The sequence below is a fragment of the Micromonospora narathiwatensis genome, from assembly GCF_900089605.1.
Classification (GTDB): Bacteria; Actinomycetota; Actinomycetes; order Mycobacteriales; family Micromonosporaceae; genus Micromonospora; species Micromonospora narathiwatensis.
In genome coordinates this window covers 4,735,581-4,758,352 of the sequence record NZ_LT594324.1, presented here as the reverse complement: position 1 = coordinate 4,758,352, position 22,772 = coordinate 4,735,581, and the positions used below count along the sequence as shown (strand labels likewise).

General features: G+C 75.0%; 18 protein-coding genes and 1 pseudogene. 11 read left to right on the top strand and 8 right to left on the bottom strand.

Annotation, left to right across the window (positions count from 1 at the left end):
* Window positions 1–29: 29 nt before the first annotated feature.
* A complete protein-coding gene (locus tag GA0070621_RS20710; protein WP_091198470.1) occupies window positions 30–791 on the bottom strand; it encodes a hypothetical protein in 762 nt (253 codons plus the stop codon).
* 201 nt (window positions 792–992) lie between these two features.
* On the opposite strand from GA0070621_RS20710, the gene GA0070621_RS20705 reads away from it, so the two are divergent.
* The 4 genes from GA0070621_RS20705 (at window position 993) to GA0070621_RS20690 (ending at window position 6,319) form a co-directional block, all read left to right on the top strand.
* Entirely contained in the window at window positions 993–2,693 is a 1,701-nt protein-coding gene (locus GA0070621_RS20705) for a BTAD domain-containing putative transcriptional regulator (protein ID WP_091198468.1), read from the top strand.
* Window positions 2,694–2,753: 60 nt separating this feature from the next.
* Window positions 2,754–4,907, top strand: coding sequence for a RecQ family ATP-dependent DNA helicase (locus tag GA0070621_RS20700; protein WP_091198466.1), 2,154 nt, complete (start codon window positions 2,754–2,756; stop codon window positions 4,905–4,907).
* A gap of 109 nt (window positions 4,908–5,016) precedes the next feature.
* Window positions 5,017–5,247, top strand: coding sequence for a heavy-metal-associated domain-containing protein (locus GA0070621_RS20695; RefSeq protein WP_091202665.1), 231 nt, complete (start codon window positions 5,017–5,019; stop codon window positions 5,245–5,247).
* Window positions 5,240–6,319, top strand: coding sequence for a hypothetical protein (locus tag GA0070621_RS20690; protein ID WP_167667104.1), 1,080 nt, complete (start codon window positions 5,240–5,242; stop codon window positions 6,317–6,319). The genes GA0070621_RS20695 and GA0070621_RS20690 overlap by 8 nt, the downstream gene beginning before the upstream one ends.
* 4 nt (window positions 6,320–6,323) lie before the next feature.
* Here GA0070621_RS20690 and GA0070621_RS20685 read toward each other — a convergent pair whose 3' ends face one another.
* The 5 genes from GA0070621_RS20685 to GA0070621_RS20665 all read right to left on the bottom strand — a co-directional run bounded on the left by GA0070621_RS20685 (window position 6,324) and on the right by GA0070621_RS20665 (window position 11,375).
* A complete protein-coding gene (locus GA0070621_RS20685) occupies window positions 6,324–6,740 on the bottom strand; it encodes a helix-turn-helix domain-containing protein (RefSeq protein ID WP_091198464.1) in 417 nt (138 codons plus the stop codon).
* A 185-nt stretch (window positions 6,741–6,925) separates the two neighbouring features.
* Window positions 6,926–8,077: a class I SAM-dependent methyltransferase gene (locus GA0070621_RS20680; protein ID WP_091198462.1), complete on the bottom strand. Its 1,152-nt coding sequence runs from the start codon at window positions 8,075–8,077 to the stop codon at window positions 6,926–6,928.
* 151 nt (window positions 8,078–8,228) lie between these two features.
* Complete coding sequence (locus GA0070621_RS20675) at window positions 8,229–9,890, bottom strand: DEAD/DEAH box helicase (RefSeq protein WP_091198460.1); 1,662 nt, start codon at window positions 9,888–9,890, stop codon at window positions 8,229–8,231.
* Window positions 9,891–10,443: 553 nt separating this feature from the next.
* A complete protein-coding gene (locus GA0070621_RS20670; RefSeq protein ID WP_091198458.1) occupies window positions 10,444–10,671 on the bottom strand; it encodes a DUF3107 domain-containing protein in 228 nt (75 codons plus the stop codon).
* Window positions 10,672–10,736: 65 nt separating this feature from the next.
* Entirely contained in the window at window positions 10,737–11,375 is a 639-nt protein-coding gene (locus GA0070621_RS20665) for a TetR/AcrR family transcriptional regulator (RefSeq protein WP_091198456.1), read from the bottom strand.
* A gap of 713 nt (window positions 11,376–12,088) precedes the next feature.
* On the opposite strand from GA0070621_RS20665, the gene GA0070621_RS20660 reads away from it, so the two are divergent.
* The 6 genes and pseudogenes from GA0070621_RS20660 to GA0070621_RS20635 form a co-directional block, all read left to right on the top strand.
* Window positions 12,089–14,518, top strand: coding sequence for a hypothetical protein (locus GA0070621_RS20660; RefSeq protein WP_407940355.1), 2,430 nt, complete (start codon window positions 12,089–12,091; stop codon window positions 14,516–14,518).
* Window positions 14,519–14,562: 44 nt separating this feature from the next.
* On the top strand, window positions 14,563–15,585 hold the full coding sequence (locus tag GA0070621_RS20655) for an alpha/beta fold hydrolase (RefSeq protein ID WP_091198453.1): 1,023 nt from the start codon (window positions 14,563–14,565) through the stop codon (window positions 15,583–15,585).
* A 110-nt stretch (window positions 15,586–15,695) separates the two neighbouring features.
* Window positions 15,696–16,520 carry a DUF3152 domain-containing protein gene (locus GA0070621_RS20650; RefSeq protein ID WP_091198451.1) on the top strand — a complete coding sequence of 275 codons (825 nt, stop codon included), beginning with the start codon at window positions 15,696–15,698 and terminating at the stop codon, window positions 16,518–16,520.
* 299 nt (window positions 16,521–16,819) lie between these two features.
* Window positions 16,820–17,539 carry a DUF3152 domain-containing protein gene (locus GA0070621_RS20645; protein ID WP_167667102.1) on the top strand — a complete coding sequence of 240 codons (720 nt, stop codon included), beginning with the start codon at window positions 16,820–16,822 and terminating at the stop codon, window positions 17,537–17,539.
* A 41-nt stretch (window positions 17,540–17,580) separates the two neighbouring features.
* On the top strand, window positions 17,581–18,828 hold the full coding sequence (moeZ, locus tag GA0070621_RS20640; protein WP_197673918.1) for an adenylyltransferase/sulfurtransferase MoeZ: 1,248 nt from the start codon (window positions 17,581–17,583) through the stop codon (window positions 18,826–18,828).
* Between the two features lie 70 nt (window positions 18,829–18,898).
* Window positions 18,899–19,768, top strand: a pseudogene (locus tag GA0070621_RS20635) (hypothetical protein); the annotation flags it as partial.
* A 212-nt stretch (window positions 19,769–19,980) separates the two neighbouring features.
* On the opposite strand, the gene GA0070621_RS20630 reads toward GA0070621_RS20635, so the two are convergent.
* On the bottom strand, window positions 19,981–21,222 hold the full coding sequence (locus GA0070621_RS20630; protein WP_091198448.1) for a glutamate-5-semialdehyde dehydrogenase: 1,242 nt from the start codon (window positions 21,220–21,222) through the stop codon (window positions 19,981–19,983).
* A 44-nt stretch (window positions 21,223–21,266) separates the two neighbouring features.
* Entirely contained in the window at window positions 21,267–22,424 is a 1,158-nt protein-coding gene (gene proB, locus GA0070621_RS20625) for a glutamate 5-kinase (protein ID WP_091198446.1), read from the bottom strand.
* Window positions 22,425–22,437: 13 nt separating this feature from the next.
* Between proB and GA0070621_RS20620 the strand changes: the two genes are divergently transcribed.
* Window positions 22,438–22,752, top strand: a complete 315-nt coding sequence (locus tag GA0070621_RS20620; protein ID WP_091198443.1) for an MGMT family protein — start codon at window positions 22,438–22,440, stop codon at window positions 22,750–22,752.
* Window positions 22,753–22,772: the final 20 nt, after the last annotated feature.

The following is a 22,772-nucleotide window of genomic DNA, read 5'->3' as shown; positions in this document are numbered from 1 at the left end:
CCGTGTGGCCGCCGCCCCCTCGCCGCGAGTCAGCTGTTCAGCAGCTCGTACGCCAGTGCCGGCGCCTTCGTCGCCGCGGCGCCGGTCGGCGCGGTGATCTTCGGGGTGCTGCCGAAGCCGGTGTAGGCGACGGTGTACCGGTACGCCTTCCGCTTGCCGGCCGCGGGGATCTCCAGCACCAGTGAGGTGAGGTGGCCGTCCGGCCCGACCACGGCGGTGAACGGCACCCGCTTCCCGGCCTCGCCGAGCGCCGCGGCCTCGCCGTCTTCCAGCGCCTGCGCCGCGTTGCCGCTGGTCACGTCGATGAACCCGGCGTACTCTCCGGTGCCCTGCTCCGTCACCTCGGTGGCCGCCTCCAGCAGCGGGCCGGCATTGCCCTGGTCCGCGCCGTCGTAGGTCGGCACGCCGTTGCCGTCGGTGAGCTTGGACCGGTCCAGCGCCATCCACTTGTCCGGGAACTTCGGCAGGCCCGGGTGCCCGCTGAACTTCGCCTTCATCCAGAGCTTCTCCTCGACCACCAGGAACGACATCTTGGCGGTGATGCCGTCCTTGTCCGGGGCCATCGCGGTGTTGATCTCGAACGCCTTCGACTCCGGGTCGATCCGGCCGCTCAGGTCGCTGGACGCGTCCTTGCCGCTGAATCGGAAGGGGCCCTCACTGCCGTCCGGCACGGCGTCGAGGAGCTTCTCCTTCGGGCTGCTGGTCGGGCTGGCGGCCGGGCCGCCCCCGGGAGTGGCGGCCGGGTCACTCGTCAACCCGCAGCCGCCGAGCAGGGCCGTGGCGGCCAGCATGGCGGCGACTGTGCCCGCCGTCCGTCGGATGGCGCCCGCGCTGCCCGTTGCCTGTGTCATCACACTTCTCTTTCTCGCTGTGTGGCTGTGCCGACGACGATATTGCGGGCAGCCACGGCGGTACGGCTGCCGTTATGCTGCCGTCCGGCTGCCGGGCACTGCCGCGCGGCGACGCTGGGGGTGTCAGGAGCGGAAACTCGCATGTCAGGAACGTTGCGCTTCGAGATCCTCGGTCCCCAACGGGCCTGGTACGCCGACCGCCCGGTCGAGCTCGGCGCCGGCAAGCAGCGGGCGGTGCTCGCCGTGCTGCTGCTCTCCGCGGGGCGCCCGGTGCCGACGGGGCAGCTCCTTGATGCGGTCTGGCCGGAGGAGCCGCCCGCCAACGGTCCCAACGTCGTGCAGAAGTACGTCGCCGGCCTGCGGCGGGTGCTGGAGCCCGACCGCTCCCCGCGTACGCCGGGGCGGGTGCTGACCCTCACCGACGCCGGATACCTGCTGCGGGTCCCGCCGGAGTCGGTCGACGCGGTCCGCTTCGAGCGCGGGGTGCACCGGGCCGGACAGTGGCACACGGCCGGGCGTACCGCCGACGCGCAGGCGGAGCTGACGGCCGCCCTGGAGCTGTGGCAGGGCGATCCGTTCACCGGGTTCGCCGGGCCGTTCTTCGACACCGCCCGCCAGCGGCTGGTGGAGCTGCGGGCCGTTGCCCTGGAGACCCGCGCCGAGCTGGAACTGGCGAGCGGCCGGCACCGCGAGCTGGTCGGCGAACTGGTCGAGCTGGTGGCCGAGTTCCCGGTCCGGGAGCGGCTGCGGCACCAGCTCATGCTGGCGCTGTACCGCAGCGGGCGGCAGGCGGAGGCGCTCGCCGCGTACCGGGAGTTCACCGAACTGCTCCGCGAGGGGTACGGCATCGAGCCGGGCGAGGTGCTGCGCGCGTTGCACCTGCGCATCCTGCGTTCCGATCCCACGCTGCTGGCCGATCCGCGTACCACCGTCGATCCGGCCGGTGCGCCCGTCCCGGCGCAGCCGGTTCCGGCTCGATCCGTTCCGGCCCAGCCGGTCGCGGCCGTATCCACCGCACCCGCCGCCCCGGTCCCGCCCCCGGCGTACCCGGGGCCGGTCGGGTTCGGCGGCCCGCCGCCCGCGCCGCCGGGGATGATGTGGCCCGGGTGGGTCGTCCCGCCCACGGCGCCGGTCGCGGTGCACCCCGGGCCGTCCCGGGGCGTGCCCCGCTGGCTGAGTGTCGCCGCCACGGTCGCCGGCGCGTTGACCGCGCTGGCCTCCTTCGGCCTGCTCACCTGGCTGGTCGTGCTCGTCTACGCGCTCTGGCGGCGGAGCTGGCCGAACGGGCTCGCCGCGGCCTACTACCTGGCGATGGGCCTGACCTTCGTCATCGTCGTCGGCGGCAGCGAGACGGAGGAGGTGAGCGATACCGAGGGATACCTGATCGTCGCGTGGCTGCTCACCTGGCTGGTCGGTTTCCTGCACGCGATCCTGCTCAACGGTTGGCTGGTCACCTGGCTCAGCGGCCTGCGCGGTCGCCAGCACGGGGCGGAGGACCGCCGGCTCCGCCGGGAGCAGGCCCGGTATCTGCTCTACCACTACCCGGGAGCCCGGTGGGAGCTGCGTATCGGCCGGCCGGACCTGCCCCGGGGTTTCGACGACGGCGGGCTGGTGGACATCAACGCGGTGCCGGACGAGGTGATTTCCGGACTGCCGGGGGTGACGGCCCTACAGGCTCAGCAGATCGCGCTGGACCGACGGCTGCGCGGCCCGTTCACCTCGATGGAGGAGCTGGCCGCCCGCTGCCTGCTTCCGCCCGCGCTCACCGACTCCCTCCGGGACCTGCTGGTCTTCTTCCCGCCGATGGTGGACCCCGCCTCGTCGGTGCCGCGCGACGGTTGACCGGCCTCGGGCCGCGTGACGGTTGGCGGGTACCGGCCGGCCACCTGGTAGAAATGCCGGATGAGCCAGGATCGGGCGGCCGTACGGGAGCAGGCCGAGGCGGTGCTGCGGCGGCTGGCGGGCGCGCACGCCCGGCTCCGCGAGGACCAGTGGCGGGCCATCGAGGCGCTGGTGGTGGACCGGCGGCGGGTGCTCTGCGTGCAGCGCACCGGGTGGGGCAAGTCGGCGGTCTACTTCGTGGCCACCGCGCTGCTCCGCCAAACCGGCGCAGAGCACGAGGCAGCCGGCGCGGGGCGGGTACCGGCCGGCCCGACCGTGATCGTCTCGCCACTGCTGGCGCTGATGCGCAACCAGGTCGAGTCGGCGGGCCGGGCCGGCATCCGGGCCCGGACCATCAACTCGGCCAACCTCGACGAGTGGGACGAGATCACCGCCGAGATCCACGCCGGAGCGGTGGACGTGCTGCTGATCAGCCCGGAACGCCTCAACAACCCGGACTTCCGCGACGGCGTGCTGCCGAAGCTGGCCGCCACCACCGGGCTGCTGGTGGTGGACGAGGCGCACTGCGTCTCCGACTGGGGGCACGATTTCCGGCCCGACTACCGGCGGCTGCGTACCTTCCTCGCCGAGCTGCCCGAGCGGACCCCGGTGCTCGCCACCACCGCCACCGCCAACGCCCGGGTCACCGAGGACGTCGCCGAGCAGCTCGGTGACGCGCTGGTGCTGCGCGGGACCCTGGACCGGGAGTCGCTGCGGCTGGGCGTACTCGATCTGCCGAGCCCGGCCCACCGGCTGGCCTGGCTCGCCGACCACCTCGACGGGCTCCCCGGCTCCGGGATCATCTACACGCTCACCGTGGCGGCGGCCGGTGAGACGGCCGAGTTCCTGCGCGCGCGGGGCTGGCAGGTCGCCGCGTACACCGGGCAGGCCGAGGACGCCGACCGCCGCGCCGCCGAGCAGGACCTGCTGGACAACAAGATCAAGGCGTTGGTCGCGACCAGCGCGCTCGGCATGGGCTTCGACAAGCCCGACCTCGGCTTCGTGGTGCACCTGGGCGCGCCGCCCTCGCCGATCGCCTACTACCAGCAGGTCGGCCGGGCCGGCCGGGCCGTGGAGCACGCCGAGGTGCTGCTCCTGCCGGGTGTCGAGGACGCGGCGATCTGGCGGTACTTCGCCTCGCTCGCCTTCCCGCCCGAGCAGCAGGTCCGGGCCGTGCTCGCCGCGCTGCACACCGACCGGCCGATCTCCACCCAGGCCCTCGAACCGGTCGTAGACCTGCGCCGGGCCCGGCTGGAGCTGATGCTCAAGGTGCTCGACGTGGACGGCGCGGTCCGCCGGGTGCGCGGCGGCTGGCTCGCCACCGGCGAGCCGTGGGTCTATGACGAGGCCCGGTTGCGCCGCGTCGCCCAGGCGCGCACCGCCGAGCAACAGGCCATGCTCCGGTACGCGAGCACGAGCGGCTGCCGGATGCGCTACCTGCGGGAGTGCCTGGACGACGCCGGGGCGGGCGACTGTGGCCGCTGCGACACCTGCGCCGGCCCGCTCCTCACCGCCGAGGTGTCCGACGCCGCGCTCACCGCCGCGCAGAGCTTCCTCGGCCGCCCCGGTGTGCCGATCGCGCCGAAGAAGCTCTGGCCGACCGGCCTGGAGGCGGTGGGCGTACCCCTGAAGGGGCGCATCTCCCCGGCGGAGCAGGCGCTGCCCGGCCGGGCCGTGGGCCGCCTCTCCGACCTGGGCTGGGGTGGGCGGCTGCGCGGCCTGCTCGGGCCGGAGTCGGCGGACGGCCCGGTCCCCGACGACGTCGCGGCGGCGGTGGTCGAGGTGCTCAAGGCGTGGGCGCACGGCGACGACCCGTGGCCGCGTCGCCCGGTCGGCGTGGTCGCCGTCGCCTCCCGCACCCACCCGGCCCTGGTCGGCTCCCTCGCCGAGCGGATCGCCACCGTGGGCCGGTTGCCGCTGCTCGGCCGGGTCGTCCCGGCCGGCCCGTCCGGGGCCGCCGGGCCGCGCGGCAACAGCGCCCAACGGGTACGCGCGCTGCACGACGCCTTCGCCGTGCCGGACGAGCTGGCCGACGCCCTGCCCGGGCTGGACGGGCCGGTGCTGCTCGTCGACGACCTGGTCGACTCCGGCTGGACCATGGCGACGGTGGCCCGGCTGCTGCGCCGCGCCGGTGCCCCGGACGTTCTCCCGCTGGCCCTCGCGGTCGCCGGGTGAACCGTCGGTTTCACCTGGGGAAAAGTTCCCGGGCCGGCTGGACTGCGAGCGTCGCCACGGTCACCGACCGTCGGCGCGTCGGCGTCACCGCCGGCGGTACCGTGTGCTCATGACCGAGCAGCGACCCGTCACCCAGACGTACGCCGTCACCGGGATGACCTGCGAGCACTGCGTACGGGCGGTCACCGAGGAGCTGTCCGCGCTGCCCGGTGTCGACGAGGTCCGGGTCGACCTGGCCGCCGGCACGGCCACGGTCACCAGCGCCGAGCCGCTGCCGATCGAAACCGTCCGGGCCGCCGTCGACGAGGCGGGTTACGAGCTGGCCGCCGGCATTGCCTGAGTCGCCAACCGCCGGCGCGCCGCCGGTCGCCGGCTCCGATCCGGCGGCCCCGGCCGGCCCGCGACCACCGGCCGACCTGCCCGGGGCGGACCTGCCCGGGGCGGACCTGCCGGGGGCGGACCTGCCCGGCTGGGGGCGTCCCGGCGTCGCGGGGGAGGGGCCGACCGGGGTGGACCGGGGCACGCTCCGGCTCGCCCTGGTGGTGGGCGGGCTGGTGCTCGCCGTGCTGCTCGGCTTCGGCCTCGGCCGGGTGAACCCGCCGCCGACCACCGCGTCCGGCGCCGTACCAGGGGCCGCGGCGCACACCCACCCGCCAGGCACCGGCGCCCACTCGCACGACGGGGCCACCGCCACCCAGGCCGGCGGCGCGGACGCCGACGGCCTGTCGATCAGCGCGGCCGGCTACGCGCTCGCCCCGTCGACCGTGGAGTTCACGGTCGGCAGGGCCGGTGCGCTGCGGTTCCAGATCCGGGACGAGCAGCGCCGCCCGGTCACCCGCTTCGCCGTCGTGCACGACAAGCCGATGCACCTCATCGTGGTACGCCGCGACCTCACCGGCTACCAGCACCTGCACCCGACGATGGCGGCCGACGGCACCTGGTCGGTGCCGCTCACCCTGCCCGAGGCGGGCGTCTGGCGGGCGTACGCCGACTTCACCGCGGTTGCCGGCGACGGCCGGCAGACCGCCGTCACGCTCGGCGTCGACCTGGCCGCCCCCGGCGGGTACGCGCCCCGACCGCTGCCCGCCCCGGCCACCTCGACGACGGTCGACGGGTTCACGGTCGACTACCAGGGCACGCCGAAGGCGGGCGAGACGCTGCCGGTGCGTTTCTCGATCCGGAGCGGTGGTGTGCCCGCCGCGCTGGAGACCTACCTCGGCGCGTACGGTCACCTGGTCGCGCTGCGCGAGGGGGACCTCGGCTACCTGCACGTGCACCCCGGGCCGCAGGCCGAGCCGGGCACCGTGACGTTCTGGGTGACGGCGCCGGGGCCGGGGCGCTACCGGATGTTCCTGGACTTCCAGGTGGCCGGTGTGGTGCGTACCGCCGCGTTCACCGTGACGGTGGCCTGAACGGTCAACCGGCCCGGCGGACCGGCCGGCGGGCCAGGTAGCGGAGCAGGTCGCGGATGTGGTGCTTCTCCTCGGCGGGGACGCTCGGATCGGCCAGCCGCTCCAGGATCACCCGGACGTCCGCCTCCACCGGGGTGTCCTCGGCCCGGCGGCGGGGGACCGGACCGGCGTCCGGTAGGCCGAGCGCGCGAAAGGCGGCCGCCACCGGCAGATCGAGTGCGGCGCAGAAGCCGCGCACCTTGGCCAGCTCGGGATAGTCCTGCCAGTCGCCGGCCAGCCAGCGGAACACGGTGGACCGCCCCACGCCGGTGTGCGCCGCCAGGTCGGTCACCGTCCAGCCGCGTTCCTCGCGGGCGTCGTCGATGGCGCGCCGTACGAAGCGCGCGAAGGCCATCTGCGGCGAAACCTCTGCCGAACCCATCCGCCTGGGTCTGTTCCTTCCGCTGGAGCACCGGGCGGTGCGCCTACGAGGGTAGTACGGCGCTACCCGGAAGCAACTGACTGATCGGTCGGAACGGCGGCGGGCGGGATGCCCGTCCCGGGCCCCGCCCTCGGGCGTCCCGGGCCCCGCCCTCGGCGCTGCGGGGCCACGGCCGGACGCCGCCGTCAGGCCGGTGACTCGGCCAGCAGCGTCGCCAACCGGGGCGTGACGCCCCACTGGTCGACCAGCTCCCGGTACTCGGCCCGTTGGTCCTCGGTCGACGCCGTCCCGGTCCGCCGGGCCCGGATCAGCAGGTTGCGCGGGGTGTGCCGGGAGTCGACGAACTCCACCACCTCGGCGCGGTACCCGTGCAGCCGGAGCAGGCCGGCCCGCAGCGCGTCGGTCAGCACGTCCGCGAACCGTTCGCGCAGGATGCCCTGCCGGGTGAGCAGCCCGTACGGTCCCGGTGCCGGCGCGGAGCGCAGTTGGGCCGCCACGTCGTGGTGGCAGCAGGGGGCGGCGAGCACCCAGCGGGCGCGCCACCGGACGGCCCGGGCCAGCGCCTCGTCGGTGGCGGTGTCGCAGGCGTGCAGCGCCAGCACCAGGTCGGGCGCCGGCTCGACCACCGCGTCGGCGATGGTGCCGGCCACGAAGCGCACCCGGCCGGCCCAGCCCAGCCGCTCGGCCAGCTCGGTGTTGCGCTGGCGCTGATCCTCGCGGACATCCACCCCGACCAGCTCCACGTCCAGCCCGCGCTGGGTCAGGTACCGGTACGCGGCGAAGGTCAGGTACGCGTTGCCGCAGCCCAGGTCGACGACCCGGAGCGGCCCGGTCAGGTCGTCCGGCAGGGTGGCGACCAGCGTACGCAGGAACGCGTCCACCTGGCGGCGCTTGGCCGCCGAGCCGCCGATCTCCGCGAAGATCGGGTCGCCCGGGTCGAGAAGGTAGTCCTTCGCCCGGTCGTGACCGCCCGGCTCGGCGGCCGGCCGGCTGGTCGCCGCCCGGTGCACCTGCGCCTCGCCCGACTTGGTCACCCGTAGCTGGAGCGTCGCGCCGGCCGTCTCCACGTGCCAGTTGCCGAACGGCTCGGCGAGCAGCGCGTCGACCGCCGCGTCGGCCTCCGCCCCCGGCGCCACGTTGCGGATGTAGGGCCGGGCGCCGTCGGAAGTGGAGATCTGTAGCCGGGGGCCGGCCTTGAGGACGACCGGCCGCAGCTCGGCGCGGACCACCGAGGGGTGCTGACCGCGCCGCCGGCCGGCGGCGACCGCCCGGGTCAGGGCGGGGTCGAGCAGCAGCGCCCGCACCTCGGTGAGGGCGGCGTCCAACGGTTCCGGCATCGCTCCATCTTCCTCGTCGTCGCCGCGTCGCCGCCGCGTCGCTTGATCCACTCCAGATGCCTGTCAGCATCGCCAGCTGCCGGATGTCGAGCCGAGCAGAATGGGACGGCCCTCGGACCGGGGTCGGTCCGAGGGCCGTGGCCCGTGGCTGTCAGTCGGCGGTCGCCTCGGCCGGCGTACCGGCGGCCGGACCCGAACCACCGCCACCCCGGCGGCGCCGGCGGCGACGCGGCCTGGGCACCGCCTCGCCCTCGACGACGGCGGCCGGCTCGGTGGCACCCTCGGCGGAGATCACCGTGGTCGGCTCGCCGGCGACCACCTCACCGTCCCGCCGGCGGCGCCGGCGGCGGGACGTGCCGGCCTCGGCCGACGCTTCAACGCCGTCGCCCTCGGGCGTCGCCTTTGCCTCGCCCCCGTGGCCCCGGCGGCGCTCGCGGCCCCGGCCGTCACCGTCGCGGCCCCGGCCGTCACCGCGCCGCGCGCCGCGCTCGCCGCGCCGCGACCGGCCCCCGCCGAGGTCCTCCTCGGCCTCCGCCGACAGCCCGGCGCGGGTGCGATCGGCGGTCGGCAGGGTGCCGGTGATCTCCCGGGAGATGTCCAGGTCGGTGTAGATGTGGGCGGAGGTGTGGTACGTCTCCGGCGGCTCGGGCATGTCGAGCCCGAGGGTCTTGTCGATGATCCGCCAGCGGGGCATGTCGTCCCAGTCGACGAAGGTCACCGCGACGCCGCTCGCCCCGGCCCGGCCGGTACGACCGATCCGGTGGGTGTAGGTGTCCTGATCCTCGGGGCAGTCGTAGTTGATCACGTGCGTGACGCCCGTGACGTCGATGCCCCGGGCGGCCACGTCGGTGGCGACCAGCGTGTCGATCTTGCCGGCCCGGAACGCCCGCAGCGCCCGCTCCCGGGCGCCCTGGCCCAGGTCACCGTGCACGGCGGCCACCGCGAAGCCACGGAAATCGAGGTCCTCGGCGACCCGGTCGGCAGCCCGCTTGGTGCGGGTGAAGATCATGGTCAGGCCCCGCCCCTCCGCTTGGAGGATCCGCGCCACGATCTCGACCTTGTTCATCGAGTGGGTGCGGTAGGCCAGCTGCTTGGTCTGCGGCGACGGGCCGGTCTCGGCGGTGTGCCCGGCGTGGATGGTCATCGGCCGGCGCAGGAAGCGCCGGGACAGGGCGACGATCGGGTCCGGCATGGTCGCCGAGAAGAGCATGGTCTGCCGGTCCTCCGGCAGCATCGCCAGGATCTTCTCGACGTCGTCCAGGAAGCCCAGGTCGAGCATCCGGTCGGCCTCGTCGAGCACCAGCGCGTGCACCCGGTCGAGCCGCAGGTGCTTCTGCTTGGCCAGGTCCAGCAGCCGGCCCGGGGTGCCGACCAGAATTTCGACGCCCTTGCGCAGGGCCTCGATCTGCGGCTCGTACGCCACCCCGCCGTAGATCGGCAGCACCCGGACGCCCCGGGTACGGCCGGCGGCGTCCAGGTCCTTGGCGACCTGGAGGCCCAGCTCACGGGTGGGTACGACGACCAGCGCCTGCGGCTGGCCGTCGCCGCCCTCGGACGGCGCGAACACCCGCTCCAGCAGCGGGATGCCGAAGCCGAGGGTCTTGCCGGTGCCGGTGGGCGCCTGACCGATAAGGTCGACGCCGCGCAGCGCGATCGGCAGCGCGTACTCCTGGATCGCGAACGCGTGGGTGATGCCGGCGGCCGCGAGGGCCTCGACGGTTTCCTGACGGGCGCCGAGCGCGGCGAATGTGGGAGCTTCCGGACGGACCGGAACGGTGGTGGCCAGCGGCTGGCCTTGAGTCTGCTCGCTCATGTGGATTTGGGGGTGCCCTCTCGTGGTGCGCCCCTCATGTCCTCAGGGCGCGGTCGGTATGGCGCGGGCCACACGGTCGGGGGCGGTACGCCGAGCCGGACCGGGCCGCACGCGCGCCGGGGGACCGCTGTGATCAGATCGGTGCCCACGGCAACTGTTCCATACTACCTGAACGCTTCTGGGCCGCGCAGATTCCGCTGGCCAGCGCACATCCGGGGCGCTTTCCTGTGGCTTGGGCCACAGGGCGCCGGGGATTCGGGGGCGATCAGGCGGTTTCCGCGCCCGTGTCCGCTCCTGACCCCGCCCGGGAGGACGCGTGACACCGACGACGCCGTCACTGGCGGGCCTCCCGCGGGACGCCCTCCGAAACCGGACACGGGCTGCCATCAAGATCCAGCGCAAGATCCCCGAAAGTGGCCCTTCAGGCACGCGACGAGGCCACGACTTCCCCGAAAATGCCATGTCGGCCGCGCGGGTGACCGTCGTCGGGCTGAACAAATCAGGCCCGGCGGCCGTGGCGGGTCGTCCCCCGCCACGGCGACCCGGCAGGCAATCAGCGGACGGTGAACCCGACCGCGCGGGGCGAGGCCTCCGCGATCTCGACGTAGGCGACCTTGCCGACCGGAACGATGATCCGTCGGCCCTTCTCGTCGGTCAGGGAGAGGGTGCCCTCGCCCTTGGCGACGGCGTCGGTCACGATCCGCTCGATCTCGGCCGGCGACTGCGCGCTCTCCAGGACCAGCTCCCGCGGCGCGTACTGCACGCCGATCTTGACCTCCACAGTGCCTCCTCAACTGGGGCGAAAGAGCCGCCGTGAGAAGGCTATCCGATCTGTCGGGCCGATGTTCAGGCTGACTCACCTTGCAGCGGGAAGCTGGCGATGCCCCGCCAGGACAGGGCGGCGACCAGCGCCTCGGCCTCCGCCTTGGGCACCTGGCGGCCGCTGGCCAGCCAGAACTGCGCCGCCGTCTCCGCCGCGCCGACCAGGCCGGAGGCGAGCAGCTCGGCGTGCGCCCGGCTCACGCCGGTGTCCGAGATGATGGTGTCGGTGATCGCGGCGATCGCGCCCTGCTCGACCCGCTCCACCCGCTGCCGGACGGCCGGGTCGTTGCGCAGGTCCGACTCGAAGACCAGTCGGAACGCCTCGCTCTCGTGGTCGACGAAGTCGAAGTACGCGCGCACCGAGGCGCTGACCCGCTCCTTGTTGTCGTTGGTGCCGCGCATCGCGTCGTGCACCTTGGCCACGATGGCGTCGCAGTGCGTGTCCAGCAGCGCCAGGTAGAGCTCCATCTTGCCCGGGAAGTGCTGGTAGAGGACGGGCTTGGAGACTCCCGCCCGCTCGGCGATGTCGTCCATCGCGGCGGCGTGGTAGCCCTGCGCGACGAACACCTCCTGGGCGGCGGCGAGCAGTTGCTTGCGTCGCGCCGAGCGGGGCAGGCGGGTGGGCCGGCCGGCGGTCTGCGCACCGTTCCCCACAGCGGTCATGGGAACCTCCGAGTTTCATCGTACGAGCCGGCACTTATCACCCGAACCGGTCAGGGTTCGTGAACCCGTCGCGGAATTGGCCCGCCGCTGTAACTTATCGCCACTGTCACCACACGGTAGCCTCAGCGGGGGCGACCAAGGAGCGCACGGTGAGTGAATCAGGCCAACCCGGAGCCGCCACCCCGGGAGAGCACGGCGACGGGACGGGTCAGTACGACGACCTGGCACGTACCGGCAGCGGGTGGGCGCCCCCGGCGACCGGCTGGGCACGGGGCGCGGAGGCACCCGGCGGCTGGCCACGTCCCGATGTCACCACCGGTTGGGGTGCGTCGTCGCCCCGGCACGGCGACCTGCCGGCCCCGCTGCCCGGGCTGCCCGCCGAGGCGCCGTCGGGCCGGGTCAACGGTCGCCACGTCAACGGCGTGCCGCACGCCGGGGAGGAACCGCCTGTGAACCGCCAGGCGTCGGTGAGCGCCCCGCCCCTCGACGAGCCGCGCCGGGAGACCGACGGCGACCGGCTGGTCGTACCGGCTCAGCGGCCGGCCCCGGCGAACGAGCCACCACCCGCCGAGGCGGAGGCCGGGCCGGCCCGGCACTCCTCGGACGAGCCGCCGGGCGGCCGGGCCACCCGCTGGGCGGAGGGGGCCGTCCCGTCGTCCGCGCCGCCGGCCCTCCAGGTGCCACCGGTCGGCGCCGCCGCCTCCGGGTTCGAGGTGCCGCCCGGCCTCCACGCCCCGACCGCCGAGCGGGCCGCCGCCGAGCCGCCGCCGTCGCTGTCGCAGGGCTGGGCCGACCGGGCGTCGGAGCCACCGGCAGAACCGGCGTCGCACGGGTGGGCCGACCGGCCGTCGTCCGGGCCGTCGGCTGAGCCGCCGTCGCTGTCGCAACGGTGGGCCGACCGGGCGTCGTCCGGGCCGTCGGCCGAGCCGCAGTCGCGGTCGCAGGGCTGGGTCGATCGGGCGTCGTCGGAGCCGTCGGCCGAGCCGCCGTCGCGGTCGCAGGGCTGGGCCGAGCGCCCCGCGCCGCCACCCGCGGGGCCGCCCGCCGAGCGGGACACCGGCCCGGTGGCCGAGCGCCGGGGCCCCGCCGAGGAGCCGCGCGCCGCATCGGCCGACGACCGGCGCGTCGGGCCGGGCGGCGAGCGCGGGCCGGTGCCGGCCGAGGAACCGAACTGGAATCCGCCAAGTTGGGGCGGCGGCTGGGCGCCCCGGTGGGCCGGCGAGGACGAGCCCGTCGGCCGCCGCGCGAGCGAGGACGAGCCTGCCGGGCGACGATCGCACGAGGACGAGCCGGCGGGCCGCCGAGCCCATGCGGAGCGCGCCGCCGAGTGGGCGCCTGAGCCGCCGCGCTCGTACGAGGCACCTCGTTCCGAGCCGTCGTACGAGGCACCCCGTTCCGAGGCGGCGTACGAGGCACCCCGTTCCGAGGCGGCGTACGAGGCGTCTCGGGCTGAGGCGGAGCCCCAGGCGGGGCGGGAGACTCGTGAGCGGCCGTCCTGGGCCGGGCCGCCGGTGCCGGTGACCCCGTTCGGCACGCCACCGCACACCACCCCGACCAGTGCTCCGCCGGTCCCCCGTGAGGCGCCCGGCACTCCGGCCACCGGATACGACCCGGCGTCCACCGGTTACGCCCCGCCCGGGGTGCGACCGGGCGAGGCGCGGGACGCCGGGCCGTACCGACCGCGCGGCGTGGCCGACGAGCCGCCCGCCGGTCCGCCCGGCCTGCCCGCGTCCCCTGCCGGTCCCGCCGCCGGCGGGGCGACCCGTTTCGACCGCAACCCCGCGACCACCCCGACGAGCGCGCCGCCCTACGCGGCCCGCCGGGCGGCGCCCGAACCGGTGCCGCCGGCCGCCCAGCCGGCCGAGCCGATCGCCGGTGCCCAGCGGGCCGAGCCGATCGCCGATGCCCAACCGGCCGAGCCCGCGCCGGCGGTGCTGCCGCAGCGCGTTCCCGCCGAACCGGATGTGCCCGGTGTGCCGGAGCCACCCGCCGTGGAACCGTCCGCCGAAACCCCGGAACTCGCCCGCATCGCCACCCACCTGCGCCGCGACGACGAGCCGGCGCCGCCGCGTGAGCGGCCCGAGGGCTTCGACGTCAACGCCATCCTCGACGCCGTCCGCGAGGTCCCCGGCGTGCGGGACGCCGCCCTGCGCCGTACCCCGGCCGGGGCGCACAGCCTCCGGCTCGACCTCGCCGACGGCGCCGACCCGGCCGAGGTGAGCCGGGTGGTGGCCCGGCTGCTCCAGGAACGGATGGGGCTGGCCGCCGCACCGCAGAACCTGCCCGGCGCCCCGGCCGTCCCGCCGCCCCCGGTCCGTCGTCGGCCGGCCCAGCCGCGCGTCGGCGAGCCGCGTGCGGTGGAGGAGCGGCCGGGTGCCGCGCGGACAGCCCTGGGCCGGGCCGGGGAGAACCGGGCTCCGGAGAACCCGGCCACGGAGAACCGGGCCGCGGAGAATCGGGCCGGGGAGGGCCGCTTCAGCCCGCCCGAGGCGCGGACCGGCCGGGTCGCCGAGGCGCCCGAAGGTACGGAACCGGGCGGCGAGCCGCCGCGCCGGCGCCGGCCGGCTTCCGTACACCGGGGTCGGGCGGCCGTGGAGGAGTCGTCGCTCGCCACCGTCCCGGCCTCCGGCGCGGCCACCGGCAGCCCGGCCACCCTCGGCACGTCGTACTCCGGTGGGCAGATGACCACGACGGAGACCGCGCCCTCGCGACCGCTGGACACCGGCGGAGTGCCGGGGCCACGGGTGGTGATCGACCACGTCCAGGTGAGCACCTTCGGCCTCGACGCCACCGTCGAGGTACGCCTGATCGCCGGCGACCGGACGGCGGACGGCCACTCCACCGGGCCGGCGGTCGACGGGTACGTGCTGCGGCTCTGCGCGGTCGCCGCCGCGGCGGCGGTGGACGAGCTGCTCGGCCGGGCGGCCCCGGACGGGGAACGCGGGCGGTGCTTCGTCGAGCACGCCGCCGTGGTGCCGTTCGGCAACTGCGAGGTGGCCACCGTGGTGGTGCTGCTGGTCTGCGACGGCTGGGTCGAGCAGCTCGCCGGGTCCGCCCTGGTCGCGGCCGGGGATCCCCGGCAGGCGGTGGTCCGGGCGACCCTGGCCGCGGTGAACCGCCGGCTGGAGGCGCTGCTCGCCTGAGCGGATGCGGTGCCGGTCGGCCGTGGCGCGGGAACACTGGAGCCATGAAACGCGCCGCCCTCTGGCCGGAACACGTCCTGCCCGCGCCCCACCTGCCACCGCCCTGGCCGGGCCGGGCGGTACGCCTCGACGGCACGGTGACGTACGTGCGGGACACCCCCGCCACCGCCCCCGAGGCCGAGCCGGCGCTCTACGTGCACGGCCTCGGCGGCTCCTCGCAGAACTGGACGGACCTGGCCGGGCTGCTTGCCGACCGGTTGGCGGGCCAGGCGATCGACCTGCCCGGCTTCGGCCGCAGCGAGCCCGGCCGGCGGTACACCATCCCGGCCTTCGCCGACCGGGTGATCCGCTTCATCGAGCACGGCGACCGGGGCCCGGTGCACCTGTTCGGCAACTCGCTGGGCGGGGCGATCTCGGTACGCGTGGCGGCGCTGCGGCCGGACCTGGTGCGGACGCTGACCCTGATCTCCCCGGCGCTGCCGTTCCTGGACTTCCGCCGCTCGTTGCAGGGGCGGATGCTGCCGCTGCTGGCGATCCCCCGGGGGGAGCGGCTGGCCGCCCGGCGGCTGGTGCAGCTCGCCCCCGAGGTGGCGGCCCAGCAGGTGATGGAGGCGTGCATCGCCGACCTGACCCGGATCAGCGAGCAGCGCCGGCGGGAGGCGATCGAGGAGATCCGGATCCGCTACGAGGCCACCCACTACGCCGCCGCGTACCTCCGCACCTTCCGTGGGCTGGTCTCCAGCTTCCTCCGGTCGTACCTGCCGGGCTCGGGTTCGCTGTGGCGGATGGCGGCGGCGGTGCGCGTGCCGACGCTGGTGGTGGGGGGACGGCAGGACCGGCTGGTCGACGTCCGGGTGGCGCCGCAGGCCGCCCGGGTGATCCCGGACAGCCGGCTGTTGATGCTCGACGGGGTGGGTCACGTGGCCCAGTTGGAGGTGCCGCGCACCGTGGCTCGGGCGGTGCTGGCGTTGCTCGCCGAGGCGCGGGAGGGTGTGTCGTCGGACACACCGGAGCGCATGCTAGCCGGATCGGAGGACGGCGCGTTCGAGCGTGACATGGCAGGCTGAGCCGGATGCCCGCCTCCGCTCATCCGCCCCGCAGCAGCGTTCGGCCCGCTTCCGTCCGCCCCGACTCCACCCGGAATCGTCGTCCGTCCGCCCGCCGCCGCTGGCGGCCGATGATCGTGATGTTGGCGTTCCTGGCCGCGGCCGGGATCGCCGTCCCGATGGCGCTGCAACGGCCGTCGGCCCTCGCCGAGGTGCTGGTCGGCGACGACACGACGGCGCAACCGTCGGCGCCGTCGAGCGTTCCGCCGACGCCGTCGAGCGCCCCGGCGACGCCGTCCGCTCCGGCGAGCCCGTCGCCGACGCCGAGCCCGACCACGCCCGCGCCGGTGCTGAGCCTGCCCGGCCCGGTGCCGACCCACGGCGGGGGCAGCTTCGCGTACGACGACCGGGCGGGCGGAGTGCTCGGCCGGGCGGGGGTGCTGCGACGCTTCCGGGTGGCGGTGGAGGACGGTTCCGATGAGGACGTCCACGCCTTCGGCGACGATGTGCAGCGGGCGCTGGCCGGGCCGGGGAGTTGGGTGGACAGCGGCGCGCTCCGGTTGCAGCGGGTCGCACCGGGCGGGCGGTACGACTTCACGATCTACCTGGCCACCCGGGACACCGCCGGCCGGTTGTGTCTGGGCGGTGGCATCAACATCCGCGTGGGCGGGGTGCCGTACACGTCCTGCCGGGTGCCCGGCAAGGTGGTGATCAACCTGGACCGGTGGCGGACCTCGGCGCCGCATCTGGTCGCGGCGGGGATGCCACTCGACACGTACCGGCTCTACGTGATCAACCACGAGGTCGGCCACCAGTTGGGTCACCACCACGAGCGGTGTCCCGGGGCGGGTAGGCCGGCGCCGGTGATGCAGCAGCAGACCCTCTTCCTCGACGGCTGCCGGCCGAACCCGTGGCCGTACCTCGACGGCAGGCGGTACACCGGCCCTTCGGTGTGAAAGACCTGATCGTGGCGATGAGAAGTATTTCGCGGAAGACGCGGTAAAAGCGGCTAAATGCCCGAATTGCATGGCACGCTGGTGCCATGACGTCGTCGTCCCCTTCCGACCCGCCTGTCGACCCCGACCTCCCGGCGACCGGTGACGGCCGTCCGGTTCACCGCCGGCCCGCCGGACGCGGGTCGGGTGAGCCTGCTCGGCTCGACTTCGACCGGCCGCCGGTCCACCCCGGCACCGCCCCGCCGGTCCGCCCCGGGTTGCGCCGGATGCGCCGCCGCCGTCGCCGTACCGTCCTGCTCGTGGTCGCCCTCCTGGCGGCGGGCGGTGCCGGGACCGGGGTGGCCGACCTGGTGCGCCGGCCCACCGACCCGCCGCCGGTGGCGGCGGGCGACCCGCGGCTGGCGCACGGCGTCGGCGCCGGCGGTCGGACGCAGCCCAGCGGGTACCCGACCGAGGGCTCCGGGCGGTTCGCCACCGCCGACAGCCGCTCCCCGGTACGCGGGTACGACGGATCGCTGCGCCGCTACCGGATCGAGGTCGAGCGGGACGCCGGCCAGGACGCGGACGAGTTCGCCGCCACGGTGGACGCGGTGCTGGGCGATCCGCGGAGCTGGATCGCCTCCGACGAACTGCGGGTGCAGCGGGTGACCGACGCGGCCACCGCCGACTTCACCATCTACCTGGCCACCCCGGTCACCTCCGAGCGGATGTGCGCCGAGGGGGGCCTGGCCACCGAGCGGTACACCTCCTGCCGGCTGCCCGGCAAGGTGATCATCAATCTGGCCCGCTGGATGGACGCGGTGCCGGACTACGGCGCCCCGCTGGACGTCTACCGGACGTACGTGATCAACCACGAGGTCGGGCACGAGTTCGGCGAGCTGCACCAGGCCTGCCCCGGGCCGGGCGAGCCCGCCCCGGTGATGCAGCAACAGACGTACGGGTTGGACGGTTGCGTCGCGAACGCCTGGCCGTACCTCGACGGAATCCGCTACGAGGGGGAGCCGACCGACGGCGTCTGAGATATTCCCGCTCCCGCATATCGGGTTGGGTGGCCCTCATCATGGCCGATCGACGCCGCGCCGAGCGACAATGGCGCGGTCACACCGCCGATCCCGGGGAGTCCACCGTGTCGCTGCCCCCGCTCGTCGAGCCCGCCGCCGAGCTGACCGTAGACGAGATCCGTCGCTACTCGCGCCACCTGATCATCCCGGACGTCGGGGTGGCGGGGCAGAAGCGACTGAAGAACGCCCGGGTGCTCTGCGTCGGAGCAGGTGGTCTCGGCTCGCCGGCCCTGCTCTACCTCGCCGCCGCCGGCGTCGGCACCCTCGGCATCATCGACTTCGACACCGTCGACGAGTCCAACCTCCAGCGTCAGGTCATCCACGGCGTATCCGACGTGGGCCGGTCCAAGGCCGAGTCGGCCGCCGCCTCGATCCGCGAGATCAACCCGCTGGTCCAGGTCGAGATCCACAACACCGCGCTGGACCGGGAGAACGTCCGGGAGATCTTCTCCCAGTACGACCTGATCGTCGACGGCACCGACAACTTCGCCACCCGCTACCTGGTCAACGACGCGGCGGTGCTGCTCGGCAAGCCGTACGTCTGGGGCTCGATCTACCGCTTCGACGGCCAGGCGTCAGTGTTCTGGGCCGAGCACGGCCCCTGCTACCGCTGCCTCTACCCGGAGCCGCCGCCGCCCGGCATGGTGCCGTCCTGCGCCGAGGGCGGCGTGCTCGGCGTGCTCTGCGCGTCCATCGGGTCGATCCAGGTCAACGAGGCGATCAAGTTACTCACCGGCATCGGCGAGCCGCTGGTCGGCCGGCTGATGGTCTACGACGCCCTGGAGATGAGCTACCGCAAGATCAAGGTTCGCAAGGACCCGAACTGCGTGCTCTGCGGCGAGAACCCCACGGTCACCGACCTGTTGGAGGACTACGAGGACTTCTGCGGCGCGGTCTCCGTGGAGGCGCAGGTGGCGGTGGTCGACTCGACCATCACCGCGCTGGAGCTGAAGGAGTGGCAGGACGCCGGCAAGGACATCTTCCTGGTCGACGTTCGTGAGCCCGCCGAGTACGACATCGTCCGGATCCCCGGCGCGACGCTCATCCCCAAGGGGGAGATCATCTCCGGCGAGGCGCTCGCCAAGCTCCCGCAGGACCGGCAGATCGTGCTGCACTGCAAGTCCGGCGTCCGCTCCGCCGAGGCGCTCGCCGCGCTGAAGGCGGCCGGCTTCAGGGACGCGGTGCACGTCCAGGGTGGCGTGCTCTCCTGGATCAAGCAGATCGATCCGGCGCTGCCGGCGTACTGAGTCGTCGCCCGAAGGGCCCTCCCGGCTGCCGGGAGGGCCCTTCGGGTATCGCCGGTGGGCCGGTTCACCCCTGGCCGAGCTACCGAGGCGTGGCCGCGTTCCTGCAGGTAGCGTCTCCGTCGTGGTCGATCTGGACGCCGCTATCGGCTTCGTCGTGGCGCATGGGGACGCGGTGGACCGCGCCCGTCTCTCCCGGCTGCGTACCGGTGCCCCGGTGCCGGCCGACCTGCTCGACGCGGCCGAGGTCGGGCAGGTGCCCGGCGGCGGTTGGCCGGCGATGCTCGACGGTGAGGTGGCCTCGGTCGACGCCACCTGCTTCCGGCTGGCCGAGCTGGACGACCTCGGCGCGCTGAGCCGTCCGGCCGCCCGGCGCGCGCTGGACTGGCTGGCCGCCTCGCAGCTCTCCGACGGCGGTTGGGACGAGGACCCGTCGCTGGCCGGGTTCGCCCCCGAGTGGGCCACCCCGGGCGACCCGGAGGCACGGCTCTACCTCACCGCCAACGCCGGGTTCTGGCTGACCGTGGCCGGGCTGGACGCCCGCGCCGCCGGGCCGCTCGACCACCGGGTCGGTGGGGCGTACGCCGGGGTGGTGCAGGCGGCGGCCCAGGGGCTGGCCGCGCAGCTAGCCCCGGACGGGAGCTGGCCGTCCTTCCTGCCGGCCGGCTGGCTGGCCGCGGCCGTGCTGCACCGCCAGCAGATGTACTACGAGTCGGCCCGGATCCAGGCGGTGCTGGCCGACCGGATCCCGCAGCTGTCCGCGGCCGACGTGGCCTGGCTCGCCGCCACGCTGCGCCGGGTCGAGGTGGGCGAGGAACAGTGGCTGCTGGTCTCGGCGCGCAACCGGCTCGCCGAGACCCAGCGCAGCGACGGCGGCTGGGACAGCGACGACGGCCACCAGTTCGACGTGCACACCACGCTGCGCGCGATTCGCGCCTGCCGCCCGGTCGGGCCCGAGGCCCCGCTGCCCGGTGCGCCGCTCGTGTCGCCGCAGCCGGCCGCGCTGCCGGCACCGCCCCGGGTGCCGCCGCAACGCCCGGCGCCGGTCGTGTCCCCGGAGCGCGGCGTATCCCCGGATCCCGCCACGCCCACGGCCTGACCGGCCGGTCTCGGCCGGACCGTCGTCGGCGGTCCGGCCGGCGCCCAGTGACTGGATCAGCGCAGGTGGCCGTCCCCGGTGACCACGTACTTGGTGCTGGTCAGCTCGGGCAGCCCCATCGGGCCCCGGGCGTGCAGCTTCTGGGTGGAGATGCCGATCTCCGCGCCGAAGCCGAATTCGCCGCCGTCGGTGAACCGGGTGGAGGCGTTCACCATCACCGCCGCCGCGTCCACCCGGGCCACGAACTCCCGGGCGGCCGACTGGGAGTCGGTGACGATCGCCTCGGTGTGGCCGGTGCCGTACCGCCTGATGTGGGCGACCGCCGCGTCGAGCGAGTCGACGACGGCGACGGCGATGTCGGCCGAGAGGTATTCGGTGGCGAAGTCCTCCTCGGTGGCCGGGACGACCGCGTCGGAGTGGGCCGCGACCTCCGGGGAGCCGTGCACGGTGACCCCGGCGTCGGCGAAGGCGGCCAGCATCGCGGGCAGGAAGGCGTCCGCGACGCCCGCGTGGACCAGCAGCGACTCGGCGGTGTTGCAGGTGGAGAGGCGCTGGGTCTTGGCGTTGAGGGCGATCGCCACGGCCTTGGCGACGTCGGCGGCGGCGTCCACGTAGACGTGGCAGTTGCCCACCCCGGTCTCGATCACCGGCACGGTCGACTCCTCGACCACGGTCCGGATCAGCGACGCGCCGCCGCGCGGGATCAGCACGTCGACCAGGCCCCGGGCGCGCATCAGCTCCTTGACCGAGTCCCGCGAGGTGGCGTCGAGGAGTTGCACCGCGTCGGCCGGCAGGCCGGCCCCGGCGACCGCGTCGCGGAGCACGGCGACCAGCGCCGCGTTGGAGTGCGCGGCCGAGGAGGAGCCGCGCAGCAGCGCCGCGTTGCCGGACTTGAGGCAGATGCCGGCCGCGTCCACGGTCACGTTGGGCCGGGCCTCGTAGATGATGCCGACCACCCCGAACGGCACCCGGACCTGCCGCAGCTCCAGGCCGTTGGGCAGGGTCGAGCCGCGGACCACCTCGCCGACCGGGTCGGGCAGCGCGGCCATCTGGCGCAGCGCGTCGGCGATGCCGGCCACCCGGCCGGCGTCGAGGGCCAGCCGGTCCAGCACGGCCGCGGTCAGTCCGGCCTCGCGCCCGGCCGCCAGGTCCGTCGCGTTCGCGGCCAGGATCTCCGGGGTACGCGCCACCAGCGCGTCGGCCATCGCGTGAAGCGCGGCGTCCTTCGCCGTACGGGTGGCGACCGCGAGGGCCTCCGCCGCGTCCCGGGCCCGCCGGGCCTGCTCGACGACGCTCATCCTGCACTCCTCAGGCATCAGTGGGACGGGCAGGCGTCCCGGATTCACAGCAGCACCAGGTCGTCGCGGTGGACGACCTCGCGTTCGTAGGCCGGGCCCAGGGCCGCGGCGAGTTCGGAGGTGGAGCGGCCGAGCAGCCCGGGCAGCTCCACCGCGTCGTAGTTGACCAGGCCCCGGGCGACCGGCGCGCCCTCGGCGTCCACCAGGTCGACCGGGTCACCGGCGGTGAACGCGCCGTCGACCGCGATGATCCCGGCCGGGAGCAGTGACTTGCGTCGCCCCACCACCGCCTGCACCGCGCCGGGGTCGAGATGCAGCCGTCCCCGGGGCGCGGTGGCGTGGGCCAGCCAGAACAGCCGGGCGGCCGGGCGGCGGCTGCTCGGGTGGAAGAAGGTGCCGACCGGTTCGCCGCCGAGCGCGTCGGCGGCCAGCGGCGCGGCGGTCAGCACCACGGGGATGCCGAAGCCGGTGGCGATCCGGGCCGCCTCGACCTTGGTGACCATGCCTCCGGTCCCCACCCCGGCCCGGCCCGCGCCGCCGATGTCGACGCCGACCAGGTCGCCCTCGCCGTGGATCTCGGTGATCCGGGTGCTGCCCGGGCGGGCCGGGTTGCCGGTCCAGAGCGCGTCCACGTCCGACAGCAGCACCAGCAGGTCCGCGTCGACCAGCGCGGCGACCAGCGCGGCCAGCCGGTCGTTGTCGCCGAACCGGATCTCCTCGGTGGCCACCGTGTCGTTCTCGTTGACGATCGGCACCGCCCGCAGGTCGAGCAGCTTGCGCAGGGTCCGGTACGCGTTGCGGTAGTGCGCCCGCCGGGTCACGTCGTCGACGGTGAGCAGCACCTGCCCGACGGTCAGCCCGTGCCGGGCGAAGCTGGTCGCGTACCGGCCGATCAGCAGGCCCTGCCCGACGCTGGCCGCGGCCTGCTGGGTGGCCAGGTCGCGCGGGCGTCGGGGCAGGCCGAGCGGGGCGAGGCCGGCGGCGATCGCGCCGGAGGAGACCAGCACCACCTCGCGGCCGGCGCCGGCCAGCGCGCCGAGCGTGTCGACCAGCGCGTCGACCCGGGCGTCGTCCAGGCCGCCCGTCGCCGTGGTCAGCGAGGAGGAACCGATCTTGACCACGATCCGCCGGGCCGAGTTGACTGCTTCGCGCACCCGACCATTCTGCGCGCTGCACTCCACCGGACCTCGGCGCGTTCCCATATCGTGGCCGGTCATGACACCTGACGAGTACGTCGAGGCGGTGCTCGATCTGGTCGAGCGGATTCCGCCGGGCCGGGTGATGTCGTACGGGGCGGTGGCCGACGCGCTGGCCGAGCGTTCGGGGCGGGCCTCGGCCCGGCTGGTCGGCTCGATCATGGCCCGGCACGGCGGCGCGGTGCCCTGGCACCGGGTGGTGAACTCGGCGGGGCGGCTGCCGCCGGGGCACGAGGTGGAGGCGCGGGCCCGGCTGCGGGCCGAGGGCTGTCCGCTGCGGCCGTCCGGGGTGGACATGGCGGCGGCGGCCTGGTCACCGGAGGAGGGGATGTGACTCACGCCATAACGTGAGTA